Raw genomic sequence first — 23,508 nt, forward strand, 5'->3', positions numbered from 1 at the left:
GCAGGGTGACTGGCAGCCGCTGCTCGGTGGGCGCCCGGAGCGGCCCGGACCGCGGCCGCCGGAGCCTGGCTGGGGCCGCGCCGGCCCCGCTGGCCCTGGTTGGTCCGGGGGCGGGCCGCGGCCGGTCAGTTCGGCGCCGGAGCCTCCGCAACGTCGGTGGCAGCCGCCGCGCCAGCGCCCGGAGCCTGACTATCCGGAGCCTGACTATCGACAACCTCCGCCACCGCGGGGCCCCCGTCAGTGGGAGTCACGTACGCGTCGATCCAGCGCCCCACCTCAGTGAACAGGCGCTCCCGGGGCTGTGGCCCGGAGAGCGTGAGGTCGTGCAGGCCGCCGTCGATGCGCACCAGCGTCACGTGCTGGCCCAGGCGGGGGGCGTAGCGGACGATGTGGTCGACGTCGAGGACGGCATCGGCCATGTTGATGCTTTCGTGCCATTTCGCCCCGCGGAAGGTCCGCGTCGAGCAGGCGACCAGCACCGGGGCGGGGATGTCGAGGCCGGCCCAGAGCTGCCGGTGCGCGCTGCGGATCGCGCGGATCCAGCCCGCGAAGATCGGGAAGGCCTCGATCGGCTTCCACGCCAGGTTGTAGTCCCACTCGCCGCGGTGCGTGATGTGCAGGCTCTGCCCGTACAGGCTCTCCAGGCCGCGGGGGACGACCCGGCGCGGGCTGCGGCGGCCCATCCGGGCGACGCCGGCGAGCACCGGGCCGCGCATCAGCCAGGGCATGTTGAACTCGAAGAACGGACTGTTCAAGAAAAGACCATCGATCATTTTCCGGTCACGTCGGGCATGCGCCCACAGGGACGCGACCAGGCCGCCGGTCGAGTGGCCGTTGACGAGCAGCGTGTCGGCGCCGATGAGCTCGGCGGCGATGTCGAGCTCGGTGAAGTACTCGGTGAGGTCGGTGGTGAAGTTCGGCGTCTGGTGCGGCAGCAGGCTGCGGCCGTACCGGCGCAGGTCGAGGGCGTGGAAGTCCCAGCCGCGGTCGACGTAGAAGTCGGCGAGGTGGGTCTGGAAGAAGTAGTCGACGAAGCCGTGCACGTAGAGCACCGCACGGCCGGTCGGGCGCTCGGCCCGGCGGCTGACCAGCGTCGCGACCAGCGGTCCCTCGTCGTCGTGCCCGAGGTCGATGACGCGGCGCTCGTACGGTTTGCCGAGGACGTCCATCTCCACGTCTGCCACGATCCAGACGCTACCGCGCGCCTAGCACATCCGACCTTGATCGTTCGGTTTTCCACAGCCCTTCCGTTATCCACAGCCGTCATCGTCCCCGCCCCCGTTCGGGCCAGGCTGGTCTCCGAGTCGACTCGTCCCGTTGTTTCGTCCACCATTCGGAGATTGATGATGTTTGACACTTACGTGACCTTGGTCGGCAACCTTCTGACGGCGCCGGAGTGGCGCCGCACGACCAACACCAGCACGCTCGTGGCCAGCTTCCGGGTCGCCTCGACGGCCCGGCGCTTCGACCGCGACAGCGGGCGCTGGGTCGACGGAAACAGCCTGCGGGTCAGGGTGACCTGCTGGCGACGACTGGCCGAAGGGGTCGCGTCGTCGGTGATGACGGGCGACCCGGTGGTCGTCGTGGGCCGGCTCTACACGCGCGACTGGGTCGACGGCGAGGGCAACAACCGCACGTCGTACGAGGTGGAGGCGGTGGCCGTCGGCCACGACCTGTCCCGGGGCAAGGCGCGCTTCGTGCGCACCCGGGCTGCCGGTGCGACCAGCGAGGTCGACGACGACGAGGCGGCGCTGCGGGCGCGGGGCGAGTCGACCGAGCCGGTCGACTCGGGCGAGGCGCCGGCCAGCTACGGCGACAGCGACGACCTGTTCGACGACGCGGAGTTCGCCGAGCTGTCCGACGCGCGGCCGGCTGCCGCGGCGGAGGAGGAGGCGCCCGTGCCGGTCTGATCCTGGGTGCCCAGCACGGCGGCCAGGACGGTGTCGAGGTAGGCCTCGAGGGCGGCGCCCGTGGGCACGGCCTCCGGGATCCGCACGACGAGCTGGATGTGCCCGAGGTAGGTGGCGTAGGCGAACAGCGCGCGGCGGTCGGCCTCGGCCTGGTCGAAGCCGAGCGCGGTGAGCTGCGCGGCGATGTAGGCGGTTCGCCGGGCCACGGCCCGGCGCATCGCCGGCGCCACCGCCGGGTGGTCGGCCGCGGCGTGCAGGTGCACCTCGACCGGCGCGCGCTCCGACGCGGTGACGGCGACGAACAGGGCGCGCAGGCGCGCGACGGGTCCGGGTTCGGCGTCGACGGTGCGCAGGATCGCGTCGGTGTAGGTCTCGTCCCAGCTGCTCAGCGCGGCCTCGAGCAGGGCGTCCCGGTTGGCGAAGTGCCAGTAGAAGCTGCCCTTGGTGGTGCCGAGCCGGGTGGAGAGCGGTTCGACCGCCACGCCGGTGAGGCCTTGCTCGCCGATAGCGGTCAATGCCGCGGCTGTCCAGTCGTCGGGTCCGAGACGGGGTTTACGCACGACCATACGTTACCGTATGGTCTCTCCATACGGTTCCGTATGGAGGTGACCACATGGATCATGACGTGATCGTCGTCGGCACCAGAGCGGCCGGCGCGGCGACCGCGATGCTGTTGGCCCGGGCCGGCCTGCGGGTCCTGGCGGTCGACCGGGCGCGTTTCCCGAGCGACACCCTCTCGACCCACCAGGTGCAGGTGCCGGGCATCGCCAGGCTGGGCCGATGGGGCGTGCTCGACCGGATCGCGGCCGTCACGCCGGCGGTGCCCCGGGTCCGGCTCGACGTCGGCGCGGCGGTGCTCGACGGGCGCTATCCGGCGGTCGACGGGGTCGACGCGCTGTACGGTCCGCGCCGCACGCTGCTCGACGCGACGCTCGTGGACGGCGCGCGGGCGGCGGGCGCCGAGGTCCGCGAGGGCTTCGCGGTCGACGAACTGACCCGCGACGCCGAAGGCCGGGTGACAGGCATCCAAGGCCGAAACCGCGGGGAGGGGAGGGGGAGGGGCCCCTCAACCGTGCCGATCACCGCGACCGCTCGGCTCGTGATCGGTGCCGACGGCAAGCGCTCGACGATCGCCGAGGCGGTCGGTGCCGGCGCCTACCACGTCCGGCCGCCCGCGACGTTCGCCTGCTACACCTACTGGTCCGGTGTCGACCTGCCGGTCGGCTCGATCTATGTCCGGCCCGGGCTGACCGTTCCGGCGTTCCCGACCAACGACGGGCTCGTGATGGTCGCGGTGTTCGCGCCGCTGGCCGAGTTCGATCGGTTCCGGGCGGATCCGGCGGCCGGCTACCTGGCCGCGCTCGACCGGTGCGGCGACCTGGGCGAGCGGGTCCGGTCCGGGGTGCGGGCCGAGCCGTACCGGTTGGCGCCCGACGTGCCCAACCTGTTCCGCGCGGCGCACGGACCGGGGTGGGCGCTCGTGGGCGACGCCGGGATCGTCATGGATCCGGTGGCGGGCCAGGGGATCAGCAACGCGTTCCGCGACGCGGAGTCGCTCGCGGCCGCGGTGGCGCGGGGCATGGATGCCGGCGGTCGGCTGGATGAGGCGCTGGCCGGTTACCAGCGGGAGCGGGATGCCGCCGCCTGGCCGGTGTTCGCGATGACCAGGGACCTGGCGGGGTTGCGGATCTCGACGGGGCAGCGCCTGCTGCTTGGCGCGATCGCCGATGATCCGGTGGAGACGTCGCAGTTTCTCGGGGTGCTGGCGGGTGCCGTTCGTTACGACGAGTACCTCCGGGCGGGGAACGTGCTCGGTCGGATCGGGGGTGGGGCGGTGCGCCGGCTGCGCCGCGTCGGCTCTCCTGCGGGGGTCGGTGCGGCGTTTGGGTGCCGTGCCAAGGCGGGCCCGGAGGCGCGGGACGTGTCGGCGGCGTCTGGCTGATGGCGGTGGCGTCTCGGCTGCTTTGATTCAACGCCGCGGGTTCGAACTGGGGTCGGCGCCGTGCCAAGACGGGCCGGGGAGCCGCCGGACGTGTCGGCGGCGTCTGGCTGATGGCGGTGGCGTCTCGGCTGCCTTGACCAACGCCGCGGGCTCGAAACGGGGGTCGGCGCCGTGCCAAGACGGGCCCGGAGCCGCTAGACGTGCCGGCTGTGTCTGGATGACGGCGGCGTTCCGGGCGGCTTGATATGACGGCGGCGTTCCGGGCGGCTTGATCAAGCCGCGGGCCCGGAATGGTGATCAGGTGCCATGCTCAACGGCGTCGCGTCCGCAGAGCCGGTTGATCGTCGAACGCTGCGACGACCGGAAGCTTTACTGACGGCGCGGCGCGGAATGGAGCGGCACGTCCGGGTGGGTTACGCATTCCCTGTCCGCTTCGTCGCTTCCGGTTGCGTCTAGGCTGCCGGAATGGAGCTGACCGGTAGCCGGCCCGAGGTCGTGGTCGTAGGGCTCGGCACGATGGGTGCGGCCGCCGCCTACCACCTGGCGAGCCGCGGTGTCCGGGTGGTGGGACTCGACCGGTTCAGGCCGCCGCACGGCCGCGGGGAGCACGCCGGCGGCACCCGGATCATCCGGCAGGCGTACGCCGAAGGCCGCGTCTACGTGCCGCTGGTGCAGCGGGCGTCGGAGCTGTGGCGCCAGCTCGGCGACGTCGCCGGCGTCGAGCTCGTGACCCAGACCGGCGGCCTGATGCTGGGGCGGGCCGACTCCGCGCAGGTGTCGGGCGCGCTCGCGTCAGCGCAGGCGCACTTCCTGGACCACGAGCTGCTCGATGCCAAGACGATCCGCGAGCGGTTCCCGGCCTTCGCGCCCGAGGACGACGAGGTCGGTGTCTACGAGCGGGCGGCGGGCATCATCCGGCCCGAGGCGGCGATCCGCGAGCACCTGCGGCTGGCGGAGCGTGCCGGGGCCGAGCTGCGCTACGGAGCGACCGTCGCGGGCTGGGACGCCACCGACGACGGTGTCACGGTGCGCGTCGACGGGGAGACGATCAGCGCCGACCGGCTCGTCGTCTGTCCCGGCCCGTGGGCCGCCGACCTGCTGCGGATGCCCGGTGTCCCGGTCACGCTGGAAGGCCGGCTCCAGCACTACTGGCTGCCGGACGACGATTTCGCCATCGGGCGTTGCCCGGTCTGGATCTGGGAGCCGAGCGACGGGCTCGTCGGGTACGGCGTACCCGCGTTCGCGCCGCCCGACGACCTGCAGGGGTTGGAGCCGGGCGTCGGCGCGGTGGTCAAAGCCGCGTTCCACAGCGGTGAGCGTCCCGCTGACGCCGAGCTCGGTGCGCCGTCCGCGACGCCCGACGACACGGCCGCGATGCTCGCCTGGCTGTCGCGGCGGTTGCCGGCGCTGGCCGGTGCGAAATACCTCGAGGCCAAGCCGTGCCTCTACACGATGACCCCCGACGGCGACTTCATCCTGGGCCAACATCCCGAGGCGCCGAACGTCGCGGTGGCGGCAGGGTTCTCCGGCCACGGCTTCAAGTTCGCGCCGGTGGTCGGTGAGATCCTCGCCGACCTGGCCCAGACCGGCCACACGCTGCACACCATCGATCAGTTCGCGCCGGGCCGCTTCACCGCGAAGGCCACCGGACCCTAGCGGACCCGCCCCGCCTAGGGTGATCACGTGGGTTGGCTGGCGATGGACCGGGTGAAGGTGGCGGACGCCGCCGGGTTGATGGCCGGGTACGGCCTGGACGCGTGGCTCGGTGACCCGCGGCGGTTCCACCCCGTCGCCGGGTTCGGCACGCTCGCGCAGGCTCTCGAACGCCGTCTCTACCGTGACGACCGGCGCGCCGGGGCCGCGTACACCCTGATCGCCGTCGGCACGCCCGCGGCGCTCGGCATCGCCGCCGCGCTGGCGACCCGCCGGCGTCCGGTGGCCCGGTTCGTGGTGACCGCGGCCGCCGCCTGGACCGTCCTCGGCGGGCGCACGTTGCGCGCCGAGGGAGCGGCGATGTCCCGCCACCTCCGCGGTGGCGACCTGCCGGCCGCCCGGCGCCGGCTCAACCACCTGTGCGGGCGTGACCCGGAGCAACTCGACGAGGCGGAGTTGGCCCGGGCCACCGTCGAGTCGGTCGCGGAGAACACCTCCGACGCGGTGGTCGCGCCGCTGACCTGGGGCGCCGTGGCCGGCGTGCCGGGGCTGCTGGCCTACCGCGCGGCGAACACGCTGGACGCGATGGTCGGGCACCGGTCGGCCCGGTACGCCCGGTTCGGTACGCCCGCCGCCCGCCTCGACGACCTGCTCAACCTCGCGCCGGCCCGGCTGACCGCGCTGCTGACCGTGGCGGCCGCGCCCCAGGTGCGTGGCCGGCGGGCGGAGGCCCTGCGGGTCTGGCGGCGGGACCGCAACGACCACCCGAGCCCGAACGCCGGCCAGTGCGAGTCGGCGATGGCCGGAGCGCTCGGCGTGCGGCTCGGCGGACGCAACATCTACTTCGGACGCACCGAGACCCGCCCGTACCTCGGCGACGGCCCCCGCCCCGATTTCCGTCACATCGCGCGGGCTGCGCGGCTGTCCGGCACCGTCGGCGTCGCGTCCGCGGTGTTGGCGGCGGCGACGGCCCTGGCGCGGCCTCGTCGTCGGGCGAAGCGATGAGCGGCGGACTACTGGTCGCGGGCACCACCTCCGACGCAGGGAAGAGCGTGGTCACGGCCGGGATCTGCCGTTGGCTGCACCGCCGCGGCGTACGCGTGGCGCCGTTCAAAGCGCAGAACATGTCCAACAACTCGGCCGTGGTGGTCGGACCGGACGGTCGTGGCGGCGAGATCGGGCGCGCGCAGGCGATGCAGGCCGCCGCCTGCGGTCTGCCGGCCGACGTCCGGTTCAACCCGGTGCTGCTCAAACCTGGCAGCGACCACTCCAGCCAGGTCGTCGTGCTCGGCGAGGCGGTCGACCGGGTCGACGCGGGCAACTTCCGGTCGCTCAAGACCCGGCTGGCTGCGACCGTGTTCGAGACCTTCGACCAACTGCGCTCCGAGTACGACGTGGTCGTCTGCGAAGGGGCGGGCAGCCCTGCGGAGATCAACCTGCGGGACACCGACTTCGTCAACCTCGGGCTGGCCCGCCACGGGCGGCTCCCGACCGTGGTGGTCGGCGACATCGACCGGGGCGGGGTGTTCGCGGCCCTGTTCGGCACGGTCGCCCTGCTCGACAAGGCCGACCAGGATCTCGTCGCCGGCTTCGTGGTCAACAAGTTCCGCGGCGACAGAGGACTGCTCCAGCCCGGCATCGACATGCTGGAGCGGGTCACCGGCCGGCCCACGTACGGCGTGCTTCCCTGGCATCTCGATCTCTGGCTGGACGCCGAGGACTCGCTCGCCTACGGCACCACCCTCGGCCGGCCCGCGGCACCGCACGGCGCGGAGTGGCTCGACGTGGCCGTGGTGCGGCTGCCGCGCATCTCCAACGCGACCGACGCCGAAGCGCTGGCGACCGAGCCGGGCGTACGGGTGCGACTGACCATCGAACCCGCCGACGTGGCCGCGGCCGACCTCGTCGTGCTGCCGGGCAGCAAGTCCACGGTGGACGATCTGCGGTGGCTGCGGGAGACCGGGCTCGCCGGCGTGGTCGCGCGTCGCGCCGCGGCGGGCCGGCCTGTGCTGGGCATCTGCGGCGGCTATCAGATGCTCGCGCGGGCGATCCACGACGACGTCGAGAGCGGGCGCGGCACGGTCGCCGGGCTCGGGCTGCTGCCCACCGAGATCACGTTCGAGCAGCGCAAGACCGTGACGCTCGCGGCGGGCACGGCCGAGGGCGGCGTGCCGGTGCGTGGCTACGAGATCCATCACGGCTACGTCTCCGCCGGTGCGCCGGCGGTCCCGCTCATGACGTACGCCGACGGTCGACCGGAAGGCGCGCGGGACGGGGCGGTGTTCGGGACGCACTGGCACGGCGCGTTCGAGTCCGACGAGTTCCGGCGCTGGTTCCTGGTCGAGAGCGCGCGGCTGGCCGGCCGGTCGGGCTTCACGCCCGCGCCCGGCACGGTGTTCGCTGACGTTCGCGAACGCACTCTCGATCTGCTCGGCGACCTCGTCGAGGAGCACCTGGACACCGACGCGCTGTGGCGGCTGGTGGAGGCCGGGCCGCCGGCGGGCCTGCCGTTCGTGCCGCCCGGCGCGCCGTGAGGCCCGTGACGTTCGACGGGCTGTCGCGGCGGATCCTGCGCCGCCGACCGCGGCTCGGGTCGACCCGGCTGGTCGGCGTGGACGGGGCGAGCGGAGCGGGCAAGACCGTCTTCGCGGAACGGCTGGCCGGCTCCGTGGCGGCGGTCGGCGGGGTTCCGGTGCCGGTCGTGCACACCGATGACTTCCTCGACGGGTGGGACGACCAGTTCACCTATTGGGGCCGGCTCGAAGAGCTCGTGCTCGCGCCGTTGCGCGCGGGGCGGGCCGGTAGGCATCGGCACTACGACTGGGGGCGCGCCGCGTTCGCCGGGCCGTGGGTCGAGGTGCCGCCCGCGCCGGTGGTGGTGCTCGAAGGGTTCGGTGCGGCGCGGGCGGGCGCGGAGCTCGCCTTCACGGTCCTGGTGGTCGCACCGCCGCGGTTGCGGCTGGCGCGGTCGCTGGCGCGTGACGGCGCGGCCACCCGACCGGAGCTGCTGCGGTGGCGGCGCCGGGAGAACCGGCACTTCGCGGCCGACCACACCGCGGAGCGGGCCGACCTCGTGGTCTCCGGCGTCTGGTCCGGTGAGCCGGTGGTCGTCGGCCACTGAACGCGGATCGCTCGGCTGCTCGTGATGGCGACTGGTCATGTGGATGAGTACCGGGGCGGACGCCGAAGGTTCACCGCGATTCGGGACGGGAACGTGCCATTCGCGTACCGCCGATCTGGTCGGCGAGAAACGGGTGGTCCGACCGGTCAGTGGTTATCCACAGGCATAGACGGGCGCCGTGGCGTGGTGCACGCTGGGCGATGACACAGCGGCGATCCGGGGGAGCCCACGATGAGCGGTGACGAGCAGGACGCGACGGTTCCCGCGCGGCGGCGGGTCGTCCTGACCGGCATCAGCTCGCGCGCCTGGGAGCATCCGGCCGACCGGGGCGCGCTCACCGCGTTGCGCGAGCTCCGCGGGTTCGACGACGTGCTCAAGGCGTTCTTCGGCATGTGGAACGAGCGCGGCTTCCGGCTGACGTTCCTGGCCTCGTCGATCCGGGTCGACCACCGGCAATATCCGCGTGTCTACGGGCTCTACGCCGAGGCCGCGCAGGCGCTCGACCTTCCGGAGCTACCAGAGCTGTTCGTGCGCCAGTCGCCGGTGCTGGGTGGTCAGGCGATCGGGCTCGACCGGCCGTTCATCGTGCTCGACTCGGCGTCGGTCCAGCAGCTCGACGACGAGGAGCTACGCACGCTGCTCGGCCACGAGATCGGCCACCTGCGCAGCGGGCACGCGGTCTACAAGACGATGCTGATGATCCTCACCCGTTGGGCGGCCAACCTGAGCTGGCTACCCGTCGGCGCCATCGCGCTCCGGGCGATCATCGCCGCGATGCTGGAGTGGTGGCGCAAGGCGGAGCTGTCCGCCGACCGCGCCGGCCTTCTCGCCAACCAGGATCCCGCGGCGTCGCTGCGGCTGCTGATGAAGCTCGCCGGCGGCGGCGACCTCAGCCAGATAGACACGGCGGCGTTCCTGGAGCAGGCCGCCGAATACGACGGCGGCGGCGACCTCCGCGACAGCTTTCACAAGATCCGCATGACCGCGTGGAGCAGCCACCCCGTCCCGGTCGCCCGCGCGGCTGACCTACGACACTGGATCGACTCCGGTGACTACGCGCGGATCGTCGGCGGCGACTACCCGCGCCGCGACGGCGACGACGGTGCCCGGGTCGGCGAAGACATCAAGGCGGCCGCCGACTCCTACCGTGAGGCGTTCGGCCGCTCCCAGGACCCGCTGGTCGGGCTGCTACGCCGACTAGGTGACGGCGCCAGTGACGTCGGCGAATGGGCGGGCGGCGGCGCGGCCAGGGCGCGCAGCTGGGTGGGCAACGCCGCCGACGCGGCCTCCCGGGCCGCTCGCGGGCGCAACGAGCGCCGCGACGACGCCCCGCCCGCCGGGGGCTGACCAGAGGGTCGACGGGCTGGTCATACGATCACGGGATGACCGCTCCCATCCTCTCCGAGTCCGAGCTGCGTGCTGCGATCGAGCGCGAGATGCCCGGCGTCCGTGCCGACCTCGAACGGTTGATCCGCATCCCGGGCATCGCCTTCGACGGCTTCGACTTCAGCCACGTCGAGCGTTCCGCGGAGGCGGTGGCCGAGCTCCTGCGCGGTTGCGGCCTCGAGGTCGAGATCGTGCGCGACGGCGGCCAGCCCGCCGTCATCGGGCACAAGCCGGCGCCCGAGGGCGCGCCGACCGTCCTGCTGTACGCGCACCACGACGTCCAGCCCGTCGGCGACCTCTCGCTCTGGAAGTCCGAGCCGTTCGAGCCCGTGGAGCGCGACGGTCGGCTCTACGGCCGCGGCGCCGCTGACGACAAGGCCGGCGTGATGGCCCACGTCGCGGCCCTGCGGGCGTTCGGTGACGCGTTACCGGTCGGTGTCGTGGTCTTCGTCGAGGGCGAGGAGGAGTTCGGCTCGGAGTCGCTGGGCGGGCTGCTCTCCCGCTACCAGGAGCGGTTGCGCTCCGACGTCATCGTGATCGCGGACTCGGGCAACTGGGACGTGGGCGTCCCGGCGGTCACCACCTCGCTGCGTGGCCTGGTCAACTGCTTCGTCGAGGTACGGGTGCTCGAGGCGGCCGTACACAGCGGCATGTTCGGCGGAGCCGTGCCGGATGCCCTGACCGTGCTGTCGCGGCTGATCGCGACCTTCCACGACGCCGCCGGCGACGTGGCCATCGACGGGCTGGTCCGCACCGCCACCGCGGTCGTCGACTACCCCGAGGACCGCCTGCGCGAAGAGGCCGGACTGCTCGAAGGCGTCGAGTTCATCGGCACCGGCCGTCTGACCGACCGGATCTGGCACCAGCCGACCGTCTCGATCCTCGGCATCGACGCGCCGCCCACCGCCGGCGCGCCTAACGCGCTGATCCCGACGGCGAAGGCGAAGGTCAGCGTCCGGTTGGCGCCAGGCGAGGACCCGAAGCAGGCGTACGCGGCGATCGTCGACCACGTGGAGAAGCACGTCCCGTGGGGTGCCCAGGCCTCGGTGGTGCTGGAATCCGACGGCGCGCCCTGCGTGATCGACACGAGCGGTCCGATGTTCGCCGCCGGGCGGGCGTCCTTCCGTGCGGCCTGGGACGGCGTCGAGCCCGTCGACATGGGCGTCGGTGGGTCGATCCCGTTCATCGCGACGTTCCAGGAGATGTTCCCGGCGGCCACGATCCTGGTCACCGGCGTCGAGGACCCGAACTCCAAGGCGCACGGCCCCAACGAGAGCCTGCACCTGGCGGAGTTCCAGCGGGCCTGCCTGGCCGAGGCGCTGCTGTTCGCCAACGTGGCCGCGGTCGCACGTGGCACGGTTGGGTGACCCTTCGATCTCCGGGCGGAAAATGTCGGTGGGTTGCCCTAGGCTGTCGAACATGAGTACGAACGAGGCCATCACGCGGCTTGGTGCCGCGGTCAGTGCACTGGGGGACGTTGACGTCTCCGCGTGGTCGGAGGAGGCCCTCCGCGAACAGCTCGGCGAGCTGTCGGTGAACCTGTGCGCCCTCGACGCCCTGCTCTCGAAGGTCGCCGACGGCGTGCGCGCTCGCGGCCTACGCATCGAGGAGCCGGTCGCCGCCTGAGCACCGCGTCCCGGGAGGCCGACCGTGTGGCCGGCTTCCCGGGCGGGCCGGGCTCGCGGCCGCTCCGACCCTTCGGGCGAAGGTCGCGGAGGTGGGACAACCACCGGCGCGGGGCCTGCGGGGCCACAAAGTGTCATACCGGGCCGATAGCGTCGCTACATGGACTGGAAGATCGAGCTCGTCGCAATCCCGGTCACCGATGTCGACCGGGCCAAGTCGTTCTACGTCGATCAGTGCGGCTTCAACGCCGACCACGACCATCAGGTCACTCCCGAGCTGCGCTTCGTCCAGCTCACACCGCCCGGATCGGCCTGCTCCATCGTCCTGGGCACCGGCATCACGGAGATGGCGCCCGGTTCCCAGAAGGGCGTCCAGGTGGTGGTGGCGGACGCCGCGAAGGCCCGCGAGGAACTGATCAGCAAGGGCGTCGACGCCAGCCCGGTCGACGTGCAGCAGTGGGGCTCGTTCGTCTACTTCGCCGATCCCGACGGCAACACCTGGTCGCTTCAGCAGCTGCCACCGCGCTCCTGACGCTCGACGCCCGCGCCGCGGCGGCCCTGGCCGCCGCGGACAGCGGGCAGCGGACAGCGTCCGGTCGACAGGCCGCGCTGTAGGGCTGTCCGGCGACGTCGTGGCGCGGCGGGTGCTTCGCGGCTGTGCGTCGCGGGCAGCGCGCGGCGCCTTGGCTGGCGGCTGGTTGGCAGGCGGGCCACGGGGGTGGTCTGGCGGCGTCGTGACACGGCGGGTGGTGCTTCGCGGCGTGCGACGTGCGGGCGGTGACCCGCCCGTTGCTACTGCCTGTCGACGGGCCACGGCGAATCGGCGGTCCGCGGGTGGGCTCGGGCGGCGACCGACTCTTGTCGTACCCAGGTGTCAGGATGTGGAAATGCTCTTCGCAGACTTGGCCGCGACGTCCGGGGCGGTGACGGCTACCTCGAAGCGGCTCGCGAAGGTCGATCTGCTCGCGGCCGCGTTGCGGGCGCTCGACCCCAGTGAGGTCGAGGCCGGGTCGGCCTATCTCGCGGGTGAGTTGCGGCAGCGGCAGACGGGGGTCGGCTACGCGGGGCTACGTGACCTGCCGCCGCCGGCGGAGCGGGCCAGTCTGACCGTCGGCGCGGTCGATGCCGCCATCGCGGAGATCGCCGGCGTCAGTGGCAGTGGGTCGCAGGCCCGGCGCAGGGGGTTGCTCGGGGCGCTGTTCGCGGCCGCTACCGTCGACGAGCAGCGGATGTTGCGCGGGCTGTTCAGCGGTGAGTTGCGGCAGGGGGCACAGCAGGGCCTGCTCGCCGACGCGATCGCGCGGGCCGCCGACGTGCCGGGGCCGGCCGTGCGGCGGGCGCTGCTGCTCGTGGGTGACCTCAAGACGGTCGCCGTGGCTGCGCTCGAGGGTGGGGTTCAAGCCCTCGCCGAGTTCGCGTTGCAGGTCGGGCGGCCGCTCGCCCCGATGTTGGCCTCCAGCGCGCCCAGCGTCGACGAGGCGCTCGACGCCACCGGTGTGCCGGCCGCCGTCGACGTGAAGCTCGACGGCATCCGGATCCAGGTGCATCGCAGTGGCGACGACGTGGCCGTCTTCACCCGTAGCCTCGACGAGATCACGTCGCGGCTGCCGGAGGTGGTCGATTCCGTGCGGGCGTTGTCGGCCCGCGATCTCGTGCTCGACGGGGAGGCGATCGGGCTCGACGCCGACGGGCGGCCGCGGCCCTTCCAGGAGACGGCGAGTCGCGCGGCGACGCGCGGGGCGCGGCGGGGCGCGCCGCGGCCGGCGACCGACAGCGGTGTGACGCTCACGCCCTACTTCTTCGACGTGTTGCACATCGACGGCGCCGACCTGCTCGACGCGCCGGGGGTCGAGCGGTGGGCCGCGCTCGAGGCGGCACTACCTGAGGCGCTGCGGGTGCCGCGGACCATGGTCGACGGGGCCGAGCAGGCGCACGACGTCTACGCCCGGGCGCTCGACGCCGGGCACGAGGGCGTGGTGATCAAGTCGGCGACGGCGGCCTACGACGCCGGGCGGCGGGGGGCCGCCTGGGTCAAGGTCAAGCCGCGGCACACGCTCGATCTGGTCGTGCTGGCCGTCGAGTGGGGGAGTGGGCGGCGCACCGGGTGGCTCTCGAACCTGCACCTGGGCGCGCGGGATTTGCGTACCGGTGGGTTCGTCATGCTCGGCAAGACCTTCAAGGGGTTGACCGACGAGTTGCTGCGTTGGCAGACCGAGCGGTTCCAGGAGATCGCGGTCGACAAGGGTGACTGGGTCGTCCGGGTCCGGCCCGAGCAGGTCGTCGAGATCGCGTTCGACGGGGTGCAGACCAGCCCGCGGTACCCGGGCGGCGTGGCGTTGCGGTTCGCGCGGGTGATCCGGTACCGCGACGACAAGAGCGCCGAAGAGGCCGACACGATCGACACCGTGCTCGCCATCCACGCCGGGCGGCCGATCACGCCGTGACCCGCGGCGACACCCTCAGCGCAGGTCGGCCGCGACGAACGACCAGACCTCCAGGTCGACACGACCACTGTGGACGTACCCGGCGTTGCGCAGCAGGCCCTCGTAGGTGAAACCCGCCTTCTCCGCCACCCGGCGCGACGCGGTGTTGCCCGGCGCCACCCGCACCTCGATGCGCTGGAAGCCGTGCTCGAGGATCAGCGCGATCGCGAGCGCGTCGATCGCCTCCGGCGCGACACCGAAACCGCGGGCTTCGGCGGCGACGGCGTACGAGACCTCGGTGACCTTGGCGCCCCAGTCGGTGCGCTTGGTCCACAGGCAGCCGACCAGCCGGTCGTCCTCGCGGCGGATGACGCCGTAGTGGTCGCCGGCCCCGCTGTCGCGCCGCTCCTGCGCCATCTCCGTGCACCACGCGGTGCCGTCGATCTGGCCGAAGTCGCGCGGGAACGGCAGCCAGCGTTGGGTCTGCTTGTCGGCGAAGATCTCCGCGACGGGTTTGGCGTCGTCTTCACAGAGCTGGCGTACGTGCAGGCGCGGCGTCGAAACCCGCAGCTCCGGGAACGTCCGCAGCGGTAGCTGGCCCCTCACGCGATCCCCCCGTCGTCGTCCCGCATCCGTCCAGCGGCCGGCCCGTGCGGCGGCCGTCCCGGCACCGCCGGCATCTCGGCCGTGCCGGCGGCCAGTGCCCCGTCGGCTTCCGCCCAGCCCGGCGCCGGCTCCCCAGGCTGGCCGGGCACGGCCGGGCCGCCGACCAGCGGCATCGGTCGGCCCCACTCGCCCGACGGCCCGTGGCCGCCGCCCAGTTCTGGCCCGCTGCCAGGCGTCAGGCCGGTCCGGAACGGCTCGGGCCCATGCCCGCCGGCGGGCGCGGAGCCCGTGCCGGGCGGCTCAGGCCCGCGGCCGCCTGGCGCGAGGCCGATCCCAGCGGGTTCGGGTCCGCGACTGCCCGGCGCGTGGCGAGACGACTCAGGGCCGCCGCCGCTTGGCGCGAGGCCGATCCCAGCGGGCTCGGGTCCGCGACTGCCCGGCGTGTGGCGAGACGGCTCAGGCCCGCGGCCCCCGCCAGGGGTAGGGCCGATCCCACTCAGGTCGGGCCCGTGTCCGCTGCCAGGCGTAAGCCGGCTTCGCGACTGCTCAGGCCCGTGCCCGCCGCCGGCCGCCAGGCCCACACCGGACGGCTCAGGCCCGCGACCCCCGTCCGGAGCGGAGCCACCGGGGCGCTCGGGCCCGCGACCGCCCGCCGTCGGCACGCTGGACGCCGGCACCGCCGGACCGAACCCGCTCCCCGCCGCCGGCATGCCACCCCGGCCGACCGAGAACCCGAACTCCCGCCCCGGCGACTCGCCGTCCGTCCAGGGGTGCGACTCCGGCGCGTCGACGAAGGCGTAGCCGTCGCCGGGTCGCGCACCCGGAACCCCCGCGAAACCGAAACCGTCGGTCGCCGGCTCGGCCGTCGGCGGGAAGCCCCGCCCGTCCGTCTGATGCTCGTCGGCGACCGGTGGCACGACCCGCAACCGCGGCGGCCCCGACGCCGGTGGACCGGATGCGGGCGGCAGGCCGGGTTCGCCGCCACCTTGCACGGCCCGCAACCGCGGTGCCCCGCCGCCGGAAACGGCCGCCGGGAAACCGTGTGTCTCGGTCGGCGCCTCCGCGGGGCCGGTGCCGTAGTCGAGTGCCGGCCGCGGCCCGACAGCCGGCACGGCCCCCGTCGCCGCCACCCACGCGCCCTCACCCGGAGCGGGGCCGTCGCCCGGCCGCGCCGCCAGCACCAGCCGGCGCGCGATCTCGGGGAAGCCCGCCCAGTGCAGGCTGAGCTGTGAGGCGTGGACGCGCCGCCAGACGAAGCCCTCCGGCGTGCCGCCGTTCCACGTCCACGCCGGCGTCTGGCACGCCCGCGGGCTGACCACACCGCGGTGCTGCTTGTAGCCGGTCACCCGGGCGCCGATCTCGGCCACGGCGGTCGTCGAGCGGGCGGTCGCGTCGCGGTAACCGACGATCATCTGGTCGCCGGTGGTGCCGGTCGCGTCGAGCACGCCGCACATCGGGCGGCCGTCGAAGGCCTGGGCGAGCCAGAGCAGACCGGCGCCTTCGGCGATCACCGGGCGGCCGGAGCGGGCCAGGTCGGCCACGTCGGCGCAGAGGCGGCGGTTGGCGGACAGCTCCTCCGCGTACGCCTCGGGCAAGGCGCCCCCGACGACCAGCGCGTCGGTGCCCTCGGGCAGCAACTCGTCGCGGAGCGGGTCGACCGCCACGACCGTGGCGCCGGCCGCCTCCAGCAGCTCGCGCGTCTCCGCGTACGCGAAGGACAGGCTTGGCCCGCCGGCAAGCGCGACGAGCGGGCGGCGGCCGACCATGACGGCGGCCGTGTCCTCGGGGGTGACCGCCAGCTCGCTCGCCGGCGACCATGGGGTCACGGACAGGTTGGGCGCGGAGTGGGCCAGCCCGAGCAGGCCGTCGAGGTCGACGGCGCCGGCGACCGACTCGCCGAGCCGGCGGATGCCGCGCAGCGCCTCGACCTCGCGGTGCAGCACCGGGACCACGCCCTCATGCCGCGGTGGGAGCGTCGACGGCAGGTCGCGGCGGCGCAGGGCGCCGTAGACGGGCACGCCGATGTCGTCGAGCGCCTCGCGGAGCAGCTGCTCGTGGCGGTCGGAGGCGACCCGGTTGAGGATCACACCCCCGAGCCAGGTCAACTCGTCGTACGCGCGGAAGCCGTGCACGAGCGCGGCCACCGACTGGCCCATCGCGCCGACGTCGACGACCATGATCACGGGTGCCCGCAGGGCGGCGGCGACGCCCGCGGTGGAGTCGGTCTCGACCCGGCCGGCGAGGCTGTCGAACAGGCCCATCGTGCCCTCGACGACGGCGATGTCGTGGCCCTCGGCGGCGTGCGCGAACAGCGGCGCGACCCGGTGCGCGCCGACCAGCCGCGGGTCGAGGTTGCGGCCGGGGGTGCCGGCCGCGGCGCCGAGGTAGGCGGCGTCGGTGTGGTCGGGGCCGACCTTGAAGCCGACCGCGGACAGGCCGCGGCCGGCGAACGCGGCCAGCAGCCCGACCGCCAGCGCGGTCTTGCCGTGACCGGACGACGGCGCGCTGACCACCACCCGGGGCACGGCGGACATCGGCGACTCCTCGGCGGAAATTGGCGAGCCGTCCGACGATACCTAATGGGCCCGACAACATCAGGCCGACGGCACATCGACGAAGGGCGTACGTCCGGCGACCGCCAGGAATCCCTGTCGTACCCCCGCAGTAGCCTCATGGCGTGTACCGGTTCCTGCTGACCCCCCGCTGGCTGGGCTTCCTCGCGCTCGCGCTGGTCGCCGCCACGGTGTGTGTGCTGCTCGGCAACTGGCAGCACGGTCGCTACGAGCTGCGCAAGGACGTCAACCACCGGATCGACGTGACCGGCACCGCCACGCCGCTGCCGCTCGACTCCGTCGTCACGCCGGGTGGCAGCGTGGGCACGCCCGGTCCGGGGCCGCAGCGCACGGCCGAGTGGACGCGGGTGACGGCCAGCGGCCGCTACGACCCCGCCAACGTCGTGCTGGTCCGGGGCCGCACCGTCGACAGCAAGGTCGGCTTCGAGATCGTCACGCCGCTTCGACTATCCGACGGGTCGGCGGTCCTCGTCGACCTGGGCTGGGTGCCGGCCGCGCCGGGCGGCGGCGCCTACACGCAGCCCACGGTCCCGCCGATCCCGACCGGCCAGGTCACGGTCACGGGCGCCGTCAAGCTGTCCGAGAGCCGCGGCACGGGGATCGACCGCGCCGAGGGCAAGCTGGAGACCCGCCGGGTCTCGGTGCCACGGATCGCGGCCGAGCTGCCCTACCCGCTCCGCGGCGCGTTCGTGCAGCTCGACACCCAGGTGCCGGCGGCCGACGCGGGCTTCTCCCCGGTCCCGCCCAACTACGAGAACGACTGGCTCAACCTCGGCTACACGGTGCAGTGGTGGCTGTTCGGGGTGATGGCGCTGTTCGCGTTCGCGTGGGCCGCCCGGCGTGAGGCCCGCGGCAAGCCCAGAGCTGCCGGCACGGCACCGCCGCAGGAACGGGAACTGGCCAGCAGCGCCTGATGTCGCGGCGGGTGGTCGTGGGCATCGGGCAGTAAGGTGCCGACAGGAGCTGCCACGACGAAGGGGTGCGTCATGGGCACAGAGCCGACCCTGCCGCTGCCCGGGGCGGGTGCGCCGGGCCAGTTCCCGCCGCCGACCGATCCCTGGTCGACGCCCGACCTCGGTCCGCTGCCGGATCCGACCTCCGACCCGGGGCCGGTCTACGCGCCGCCGCCCGGGCCGGCCGGCGCGCCCCCGCACCAGACGAGCGCACCGCCGCACCAGACCAGCGCGCCGCCGCATCCGACGAGCGTGCCGCCGGTGGCGCAGTCCAGCCCCGCCGGGCCGTACCCGCCGGGTGATGGGACCGTCGTGGCGCAGATCGGCGAGATCCGGGTGACGTCCCAGCTCGTGCACACGCCGGCGGGCACGTTCCCGCTCGCCGGCTCGAGCTGGCAGGTCAACGACTTCTGGCAGACGACCCAGAAGACGCCGACGTGGGCCGTACTCGTGGCGATCTTCGGTTTCTGCGTGCTGACCGTGTTCAGCCTGCTGTTCCTGCTGGTCAAGGAGACCGTCTACAGCGGAACCGTGCAGGTCGTCGTGACCAACGACCGGCATCAGTACGTCGCCCGTATCGGGGTCGCCGACCAGCAGCAGGTGCATTACGTGCACCAGCAGGTCAACTACGTGCGGGCGCTCGCCGCGTTGTGAGGCATGCCACAGCGGCCGACTGGGTATGGCGGCTCGCATGACGACCGACACGGGCATCACGGAGCCGACCCGGCCGGCCGACGAGGGTCTCCGGCGGGTGATCTCGCGGCCGATGCTGACGTTCTTCATCATCGGCGACATCCTCGGCGCGGGCATCTACTCGCTGACGGGCGCGGTGGGCGCCGACGTCGGCGGTGCCATCTGGGCGTCGTTCCTGGTCGCGTTCGCGCTGGCGTTCCTGACGGCGTTCGCGTACATGGAGCTCGTCACGAAGTATCCGCAGGCGGCGGGCGGCGCCCTCTACTGCGACCGGGCGTTCCGGCTGCGGTTCCTCAGCTTCCTGGTGACGTTCGCGATCATGGCGTCCGGCGTCACGTCGGCGACGTTCGCGGCGAGCCGGATCGGCGGCGACTACTTCACGGGCCTGTTCGGGGTCGAGAACCCGCCGATGGTCCTCATCGGAATCGTGGCCATCCTGCTGGTCGCGGCGGTCAACCTGTGGGGCGTGGCCGAGTCGGTCCGGGTCAACGTCGTGATCACCTGCATCGAGCTCGCCGGCCTGCTGTTCATCATCGCGGTCGGCATCGTCGTGCTCGGCGGCGGCGACGGCGACCCGGGCCAGGCGTTCACGTTCTCGGGTACGGGCTTCGGCGTCGTCACCGGCATCCTCTCGGGCGCGGCGACCGCGTTCTACGCGTTCCTGGGCTTCGAGGACTCGGTCAACCTGGCCGAGGAGACCGCGGAGCCGAGCCGCTCGTTCCCGCCCGCGATGATCACCGGCCTGGTGCTGGCCGGTGTCGTCTATCTGCTGGTCGCGTTCACGGCGGCGATGACCGTGCCGCTCGACGTGCTCACGGAGTCGACCGCGCCGCTGCTCGAGGTGGTCCGGCTCGGCACACCCGACCTGCCGGTCGGGGAGATCTTCTCCGCCGTCTCGATCATCGCGGTCACGAACACCATGCTGATCAACATGCTGATGGCATCGAGGCTGCTGTACGGCATGGCCCGGCGCGACGTCCTCCCCGGCGTCTTCGGCCGGCTGGGCCGGCGCCGGACGCCGTGGGTGGCGATCGCCTTCACGACGGCGATCTCGATCATTCTGCTCTTCTTCGTCGACGACCTGAGCGACCTGTCGGACACGACGGTCCTCCTCCTGACCGCGGTCTTCCTGCTGGTCAACCTCTCGGCCCTGTACCTACGCCGCGACCCGGTGGACCGCCCCCACTTCCGCGCACCGACGGCGGTCCTGGTGCTGGGCGCGCTGGTCTCGCTGATCTTCCTGCTCCCGATGGTCCGCGAGGCGTCGATCTACGTGCTGGCGCTGTGGCTGTTGCTGGGTGGCGTGGTGCTGTGGGGGATCAACTGGGCCTTCATGCGCCGCTCGGAGGCGCGCTCCTAGAGCCGGCCCGCGGTGCGGCGGGCGTCAGGGCACGGGCCGACGCCCGCCGACGGTGCCGCGGGCGTCGGGTTGCTTGGGGGCTCGGCCGCAGCGGGTGTGCGCGTGGATCCGCTGTTCACCAACGCCCCGCTGTCGCCTGCGGCGTACCGGGGGCCAACTGGCGTGTATCGCCTTCGGCGTGGGGTGAGCTGTCGACACGACGCGCGTCGGTGCGTGCGGCGGGGGTTGGTGGGTGCGGTGTCGATTGGCGACGCGCCTCGACGGCTGCGGGGGCGGGCGCCTGGACGTGTCGCCGGCGGATTGGTGGGCGCGGGGTGGTTGTCGACGCGACGCGCTTCGACCGCCGCGGGGGCGGGGCGCCCAGGCGTGTCGCGGCGGGTCGGTGGGCGCGCTGTCGACTGCCGACCCCCATGCGCATCGACGGTGCTGCTCAGGGCCAGAGCAGTTCCTTCTGCCAGACGTCGCCGTCGCGGCGGTAGCGCAGGCGTACGTGGCGGCGGGTCGCGTCGCCCTGCCAGAACTCGACCGCGACTGGCGTCACCGCGTACACCGTGTGGTCCGGGGATGGCGTGTCCGGGTCCGCGGCAATGGTCGCGGCGGACGCCGTCAGGGCGCGCTCCAGATCGGCCGGGTCGGGCAGCACCTCGCTCTGCGTGCTGGCGAGGCTGGCCACCCGGGAGTCGTCCGGCCGGGCGCGGAAGTCGTCGGCCGAGGTTTGTGGGTCGAGCGCGGCGACCGTGCCCCGGACGCGCACCTGCCGTCCCTGCTCCCGCCAGTAGAAGCCGAGCGCGGCGGCCGGGCGCGCGGCGATCTGCCGTCCCTTCGCGCTGGTGGCGCTGGTCGCGAACTGCCAGCCGCGGTCGTCGACGTCCTTGAGGATGAGCACGCGCGCATCCGGCAGGCCGTCGGCGTCGACCGTGCTGAGCGTCATCGCGTGCGGCTCCACCACCCCCGCGGCGATGGCCTCCCCGAGCCAGGCGACGAACAGGGCGTCGGGATGGTCAGGGGTCTCATCGGGTACGAACGACGGCAGCGGTCGGGCGAACACAGGCTGGCCACGCAGAAGATCACGAATGCTCACCGCCCGATCCTGCCACCCGGGCGCCCGGTCGGGCTGATGTCGTAAAACGGTCGAATCAACCTCGGCCGGCCACCCGGCCATTATGGTGGGCTCATGATCGACTCGTGGGATCCCGCCGGCCCCGGCGTGCTGAGGCTGCCTTCGGGCCGCCTGGTCCGCGGGCGCGGTCTCCTACGGGCGTACCCGCTGGGCCCGCCGCCGACCTTCGGGATCTACCTGCTCGGCAAGCCGTGGTCGCTGGCGGCCTGGGAAAGCCGCTGGGTCCGCTGGCCTGACCTGTGGCTGCCGAGCGACCCCGCCGACGCCGGCCAGGCCCTGCACGAGGCCTGGGAAAGAGCGGCCACGGAACGGGTCGAGCTCGCCTGCCGCGGCGGCCGCGGCCGCACCGGCACGGCGCTGGCGTGCCTGGCGATCATCGACGGGATCCCGGCGGCGGAAGCGGTGGCCTACGTCCGCGCCAACTACGACCGCCGCGCGGTCGAGACCCCCTGGCAGAAACGCTTCGTGACCCGCTTCGCGGCCCCGGGCCCGCCGGACCTGAACTGACAGAGCCGGTGGCGGCACCAAGTTGGCCCAGGTGATGCAGCGCCAACTCGAAGGGCTCCGGGCGCGGCTTGCCCACAGAAATCGCGGATGGGAGCCGGGGTCGGTCCGCGTAAGCATCGGCCCTGTGCGGCGGACGGATACGTGATCGGTTTCGGGGCGGCGGCCTACTGGGCTTGGCTGATGACCGCCGAGCGCTTGCCCCCGGACGGGCCGATAGAAGTCGGTTGTCGATCCGCGCCGAGCATGGCCGCTGATAGCGGAGGGATGTCCGTCTCGGGGCACCGCGGCCCGCTTGAGCTGGCCGGGCCGGCACCGGTCCGCGAGGGCGTTGGTAGGGCCGTGCGAAGCGTGACCTGGCACCACCGGGAGCCGGGAGGGCGCGAAAACACGGGCCGGCGGTGGCCTTGCGGCCATCGAGCTCGCGCGTGACCGGCCGGACGGTCGGCGCGAGATGCGAACGCTGTGGGAGCTCGCCCCGGGTGCGGGGTGCCGGGCCTGTGCACGCGCGTCAGCCGGGGATCGCTGCTTTCAGGGCCTCGACGAACGCGTCCGTTGTCGCCGGGTCGCGGACGGCGATCCGGATGAAGTCCGGGCCGAGGCCCGGGAACGTGTCGCCGCGCCGAGTGGCGAAGCCCGCGGCGCGGAGAGTCAGGCGGATCTTGTCCGCGCCGGGGATCTGGAGCAGGACGAACGAGCTCTGCGGCACCGCCGCGATCGTCACGGTCGGGATCTCCGCCAGGCGGGAGACCAGGTGGGCGCGGTCCGCCGCCAGCGAGTGGGCGATCTCCGCCTCCGCCGCCACCGCCACCGGGGTTGCGCAGGCCGCCGCGGCCGCGAGGGCTGGTGTCGAGACCGGCCAGAGTGGTTGCACCGCCGCCAAACGGGCGATCACGTCCGGGGCCGCCAGGGCGTAGCCGATGCGGAGGCCCGCCAGCGCCCAGGTCTTCGTCAGGCTGCGCAGGACGATCAGACCGGGCACGTCCGTGCGGTGGGCGAGGGACTCCGGTTCCGGCTCGCCGGACGGGCCCAGGGTCGTGTCGGCGAACGCCTCGTCGACCACCAGGATGCGGCCCGGGCGGGCCATGTCGGCCAGCGCCGACGACGGGTGCAGCACCGAGGTCGGGTTCGTCGGGTTGCCCACGAAGACCAGGTCCGCCGACGGGGGGACCAACGTCGGATCCAGCGTGTACGGCGGTGGCAGCAGCACCCGCGTCACCCGGTGGCCGGCCGCCAGCAGCGCCGCTTCCGGCTCCGTGAACTGTGGGTGCACCACCACCGGGTGCGTGGCTGCGCGGAACGCCTGGGCGATCAGCACGAACGCCTGCGCCGCACCGGCCGTCAGCAGGACCGAGGACGGGGGCAGGCCGTGGCGGGCCGCCACCGCCGCGCGGGCCGTCGCGCCGTCCGGGTAGGCCGCCAGCGTCGAGAGTGACGCCGTCACCGGGTCCGACAGCCAGGGCGGCAGCGGGGCCTGGCGGACGTTGACCGCCAGGTCGACCAGACCCGGCCCCACCTCGGCGTCACCGTGATGTCCCAAGAGCACGCGCACGACCGTACCCACGCGAAATGGATCTTGACCAAGGGGAACGTGAGACGTAGACGTTGTTCACTTTCAACTACGGACATATCCCTTTAT

General features: G+C 73.3%; 20 protein-coding genes and 1 pseudogene. 15 read left to right on the forward strand and 6 right to left on the reverse strand.

Translation table 11 applies throughout. The features are described from left to right. Positions 1-125: 125 nt before the first annotated feature. The gene (locus Asi02nite_RS02180) at positions 126-1,175 is read right to left on the reverse strand and encodes an alpha/beta hydrolase (RefSeq protein ID WP_203710491.1); all 1,050 of its coding nucleotides are present in this window, start codon (positions 1,173-1,175) and stop codon (positions 126-128) included. A 168-nt stretch (positions 1,176-1,343) separates the two neighbouring features. Here Asi02nite_RS02180 and ssb point away from each other — a divergent pair. Then, a pseudogene (ssb, locus tag Asi02nite_RS02185) lies at positions 1,344-1,901 on the forward strand (single-stranded DNA-binding protein); the annotation flags it as partial. On the opposite strand, the gene Asi02nite_RS02190 reads toward ssb, so the two are convergent. Then, positions 1,808-2,470, reverse strand: a complete 663-nt coding sequence (locus Asi02nite_RS02190) for a TetR/AcrR family transcriptional regulator (RefSeq protein ID WP_203710394.1) — start codon at positions 2,468-2,470, stop codon at positions 1,808-1,810. The pseudogene ssb and the gene Asi02nite_RS02190 sit on opposite strands and share 94 nt — an antisense overlap. A 53-nt stretch (positions 2,471-2,523) precedes the next feature. Here Asi02nite_RS02190 and Asi02nite_RS02195 point away from each other — a divergent pair, with 53 nt between their 5' ends. The 10 genes from Asi02nite_RS02195 (at position 2,524) to Asi02nite_RS02240 (ending at position 14,081) form a co-directional block, all read left to right on the forward strand. Continuing rightward, entirely contained in the window at positions 2,524-3,852 is a 1,329-nt protein-coding gene (locus Asi02nite_RS02195) for an NAD(P)/FAD-dependent oxidoreductase (RefSeq protein ID WP_203710395.1), read from the forward strand. Positions 3,853-4,317: 465 nt separating this feature from the next. Continuing rightward, positions 4,318-5,508, forward strand: coding sequence for an N-methyl-L-tryptophan oxidase (solA, locus tag Asi02nite_RS02200; protein ID WP_203710396.1), 1,191 nt, complete (start codon positions 4,318-4,320; stop codon positions 5,506-5,508). Between the two features lie 42 nt (positions 5,509-5,550). Next, on the forward strand, positions 5,551-6,510 hold the full coding sequence (locus Asi02nite_RS02205) for a cobalamin biosynthesis protein (RefSeq protein ID WP_203710493.1): 960 nt from the start codon (positions 5,551-5,553) through the stop codon (positions 6,508-6,510). Further along, positions 6,507-8,039: a cobyric acid synthase gene (locus Asi02nite_RS02210; protein ID WP_203710397.1), complete on the forward strand. Its 1,533-nt coding sequence runs from the start codon at positions 6,507-6,509 to the stop codon at positions 8,037-8,039. Before Asi02nite_RS02205 ends, Asi02nite_RS02210 begins: the two co-directional genes overlap by 4 nt. 5 nt (positions 8,040-8,044) lie before the next feature. Beyond that, positions 8,045-8,626, forward strand: coding sequence for a uridine kinase family protein (locus Asi02nite_RS02215; RefSeq protein ID WP_239126411.1), 582 nt, complete (start codon positions 8,045-8,047; stop codon positions 8,624-8,626). Positions 8,627-8,857: 231 nt separating this feature from the next. Next, on the forward strand, positions 8,858-9,973 hold the full coding sequence (locus Asi02nite_RS02220) for a M48 family metallopeptidase (protein ID WP_203710399.1): 1,116 nt from the start codon (positions 8,858-8,860) through the stop codon (positions 9,971-9,973). A gap of 35 nt (positions 9,974-10,008) precedes the next feature. Then, entirely contained in the window at positions 10,009-11,379 is a 1,371-nt protein-coding gene (locus tag Asi02nite_RS02225) for a dipeptidase (protein ID WP_203710400.1), read from the forward strand. 52 nt (positions 11,380-11,431) lie between these two features. Continuing rightward, the gene (locus tag Asi02nite_RS02230) at positions 11,432-11,638 is read left to right on the forward strand and encodes a hypothetical protein (RefSeq protein ID WP_203710401.1); all 207 of its coding nucleotides are present in this window, start codon (positions 11,432-11,434) and stop codon (positions 11,636-11,638) included. Between the two features lie 159 nt (positions 11,639-11,797). Further along, positions 11,798-12,169, forward strand: coding sequence for a glyoxalase superfamily protein (locus Asi02nite_RS02235; protein WP_203710402.1), 372 nt, complete (start codon positions 11,798-11,800; stop codon positions 12,167-12,169). 355 nt (positions 12,170-12,524) lie between these two features. Continuing rightward, complete coding sequence (locus tag Asi02nite_RS02240; protein ID WP_203710403.1) at positions 12,525-14,081, forward strand: ATP-dependent DNA ligase; 1,557 nt, start codon at positions 12,525-12,527, stop codon at positions 14,079-14,081. Between the two features lie 15 nt (positions 14,082-14,096). On the opposite strand, the gene Asi02nite_RS02245 is transcribed toward Asi02nite_RS02240, so the two are convergent. Both Asi02nite_RS02245 and Asi02nite_RS02250 read right to left on the reverse strand, forming a co-directional pair. Continuing rightward, entirely contained in the window at positions 14,097-14,666 is a 570-nt protein-coding gene (locus Asi02nite_RS02245; RefSeq protein ID WP_203710404.1) for a GNAT family N-acetyltransferase, read from the reverse strand. Next, positions 14,663-17,200, reverse strand: a complete 2,538-nt coding sequence (locus Asi02nite_RS02250) for a cobyrinic acid a,c-diamide synthase CobB (RefSeq protein ID WP_203710405.1) — start codon at positions 17,198-17,200, stop codon at positions 14,663-14,665. The genes Asi02nite_RS02245 and Asi02nite_RS02250 overlap by 4 nt, the downstream gene beginning before the upstream one ends. 143 nt (positions 17,201-17,343) lie before the next feature. Here Asi02nite_RS02250 and Asi02nite_RS02255 point away from each other — a divergent pair, with 143 nt between their 5' ends. The 3 genes from Asi02nite_RS02255 (at position 17,344) to Asi02nite_RS02265 (ending at position 20,245) form a co-directional block, all read left to right on the forward strand. Continuing rightward, the gene (locus Asi02nite_RS02255; protein WP_203710406.1) at positions 17,344-18,153 is read left to right on the forward strand and encodes an SURF1 family cytochrome oxidase biogenesis protein; all 810 of its coding nucleotides are present in this window, start codon (positions 17,344-17,346) and stop codon (positions 18,151-18,153) included. A 72-nt stretch (positions 18,154-18,225) separates the two neighbouring features. Continuing rightward, entirely contained in the window at positions 18,226-18,846 is a 621-nt protein-coding gene (locus tag Asi02nite_RS41375) for a hypothetical protein (protein WP_239126412.1), read from the forward strand. A gap of 37 nt (positions 18,847-18,883) precedes the next feature. Continuing rightward, positions 18,884-20,245, forward strand: coding sequence for an APC family permease (locus Asi02nite_RS02265; RefSeq protein ID WP_203710407.1), 1,362 nt, complete (start codon positions 18,884-18,886; stop codon positions 20,243-20,245). Between the two features lie 430 nt (positions 20,246-20,675). On the opposite strand, the gene Asi02nite_RS02270 is transcribed toward Asi02nite_RS02265, so the two are convergent. After that, positions 20,676-21,326, reverse strand: a complete 651-nt coding sequence (locus Asi02nite_RS02270; protein WP_239126413.1) for a pyridoxine/pyridoxamine 5'-phosphate oxidase — start codon at positions 21,324-21,326, stop codon at positions 20,676-20,678. Between the two features lie 93 nt (positions 21,327-21,419). Between Asi02nite_RS02270 and Asi02nite_RS02275 the strand changes: the two genes are divergently transcribed. Further along, positions 21,420-21,872: a protein-tyrosine phosphatase family protein gene (locus Asi02nite_RS02275; protein ID WP_203710409.1), complete on the forward strand. Its 453-nt coding sequence runs from the start codon at positions 21,420-21,422 to the stop codon at positions 21,870-21,872. Positions 21,873-22,380: 508 nt separating this feature from the next. On the opposite strand, the gene cobC is transcribed toward Asi02nite_RS02275, so the two are convergent. Further along, entirely contained in the window at positions 22,381-23,421 is a 1,041-nt protein-coding gene (gene cobC / locus Asi02nite_RS02280; RefSeq protein WP_239126422.1) for an Rv2231c family histidinol phosphate aminotransferase CobC, read from the reverse strand. Positions 23,422-23,508: the final 87 nt, after the last annotated feature.

The sequence above is a fragment of the Asanoa siamensis genome (genome assembly GCF_016862555.1).
GTDB classification, from domain to species: domain Bacteria; phylum Actinomycetota; class Actinomycetes; order Mycobacteriales; family Micromonosporaceae; genus Asanoa; species Asanoa siamensis.

What these genes read in the sequence shown, in the direction of transcription:
- Asi02nite_RS02195 (WP_203710395.1), top strand. Translation starts at nt 2,524, where the DNA reads ATGGATCATGACGTGATCGTCGTCGGCACCAGAGCGGCCGGCGCGGCG.
- solA (WP_203710396.1), top strand. Translation starts at nt 4,318, where the DNA reads ATGGAGCTGACCGGTAGCCGGCCCGAGGTCGTGGTCGTAGGGCTCGGC.
- Asi02nite_RS02205 (WP_203710493.1), top strand. Translation starts at nt 5,551, where the DNA reads ATGGACCGGGTGAAGGTGGCGGACGCCGCCGGGTTGATGGCCGGGTAC.
- Asi02nite_RS02210 (WP_203710397.1), top strand. Translation starts at nt 6,507, where the DNA reads ATGAGCGGCGGACTACTGGTCGCGGGCACCACCTCCGACGCAGGGAAG.
- Asi02nite_RS02220 (WP_203710399.1), top strand. Translation starts at nt 8,858, where the DNA reads ATGAGCGGTGACGAGCAGGACGCGACGGTTCCCGCGCGGCGGCGGGTC.
- Asi02nite_RS02225 (WP_203710400.1), top strand. Translation starts at nt 10,009, where the DNA reads ATGACCGCTCCCATCCTCTCCGAGTCCGAGCTGCGTGCTGCGATCGAG.
- Asi02nite_RS02230 (WP_203710401.1), top strand. Translation starts at nt 11,432, where the DNA reads ATGAGTACGAACGAGGCCATCACGCGGCTTGGTGCCGCGGTCAGTGCA.
- Asi02nite_RS02235 (WP_203710402.1), top strand. Translation starts at nt 11,798, where the DNA reads ATGGACTGGAAGATCGAGCTCGTCGCAATCCCGGTCACCGATGTCGAC.
- Asi02nite_RS02240 (WP_203710403.1), top strand. Translation starts at nt 12,525, where the DNA reads ATGCTCTTCGCAGACTTGGCCGCGACGTCCGGGGCGGTGACGGCTACC.
- Asi02nite_RS02250 (WP_203710405.1), bottom strand. Translation starts at nt 17,200, where the DNA reads ATGTCCGCCGTGCCCCGGGTGGTGGTCAGCGCGCCGTCGTCCGGTCAC.
- Asi02nite_RS41375 (WP_239126412.1), top strand. Translation starts at nt 18,226, where the DNA reads ATGGGCACAGAGCCGACCCTGCCGCTGCCCGGGGCGGGTGCGCCGGGC.
- Asi02nite_RS02265 (WP_203710407.1), top strand. Translation starts at nt 18,884, where the DNA reads ATGACGACCGACACGGGCATCACGGAGCCGACCCGGCCGGCCGACGAG.
- Asi02nite_RS02275 (WP_203710409.1), top strand. Translation starts at nt 21,420, where the DNA reads ATGATCGACTCGTGGGATCCCGCCGGCCCCGGCGTGCTGAGGCTGCCT.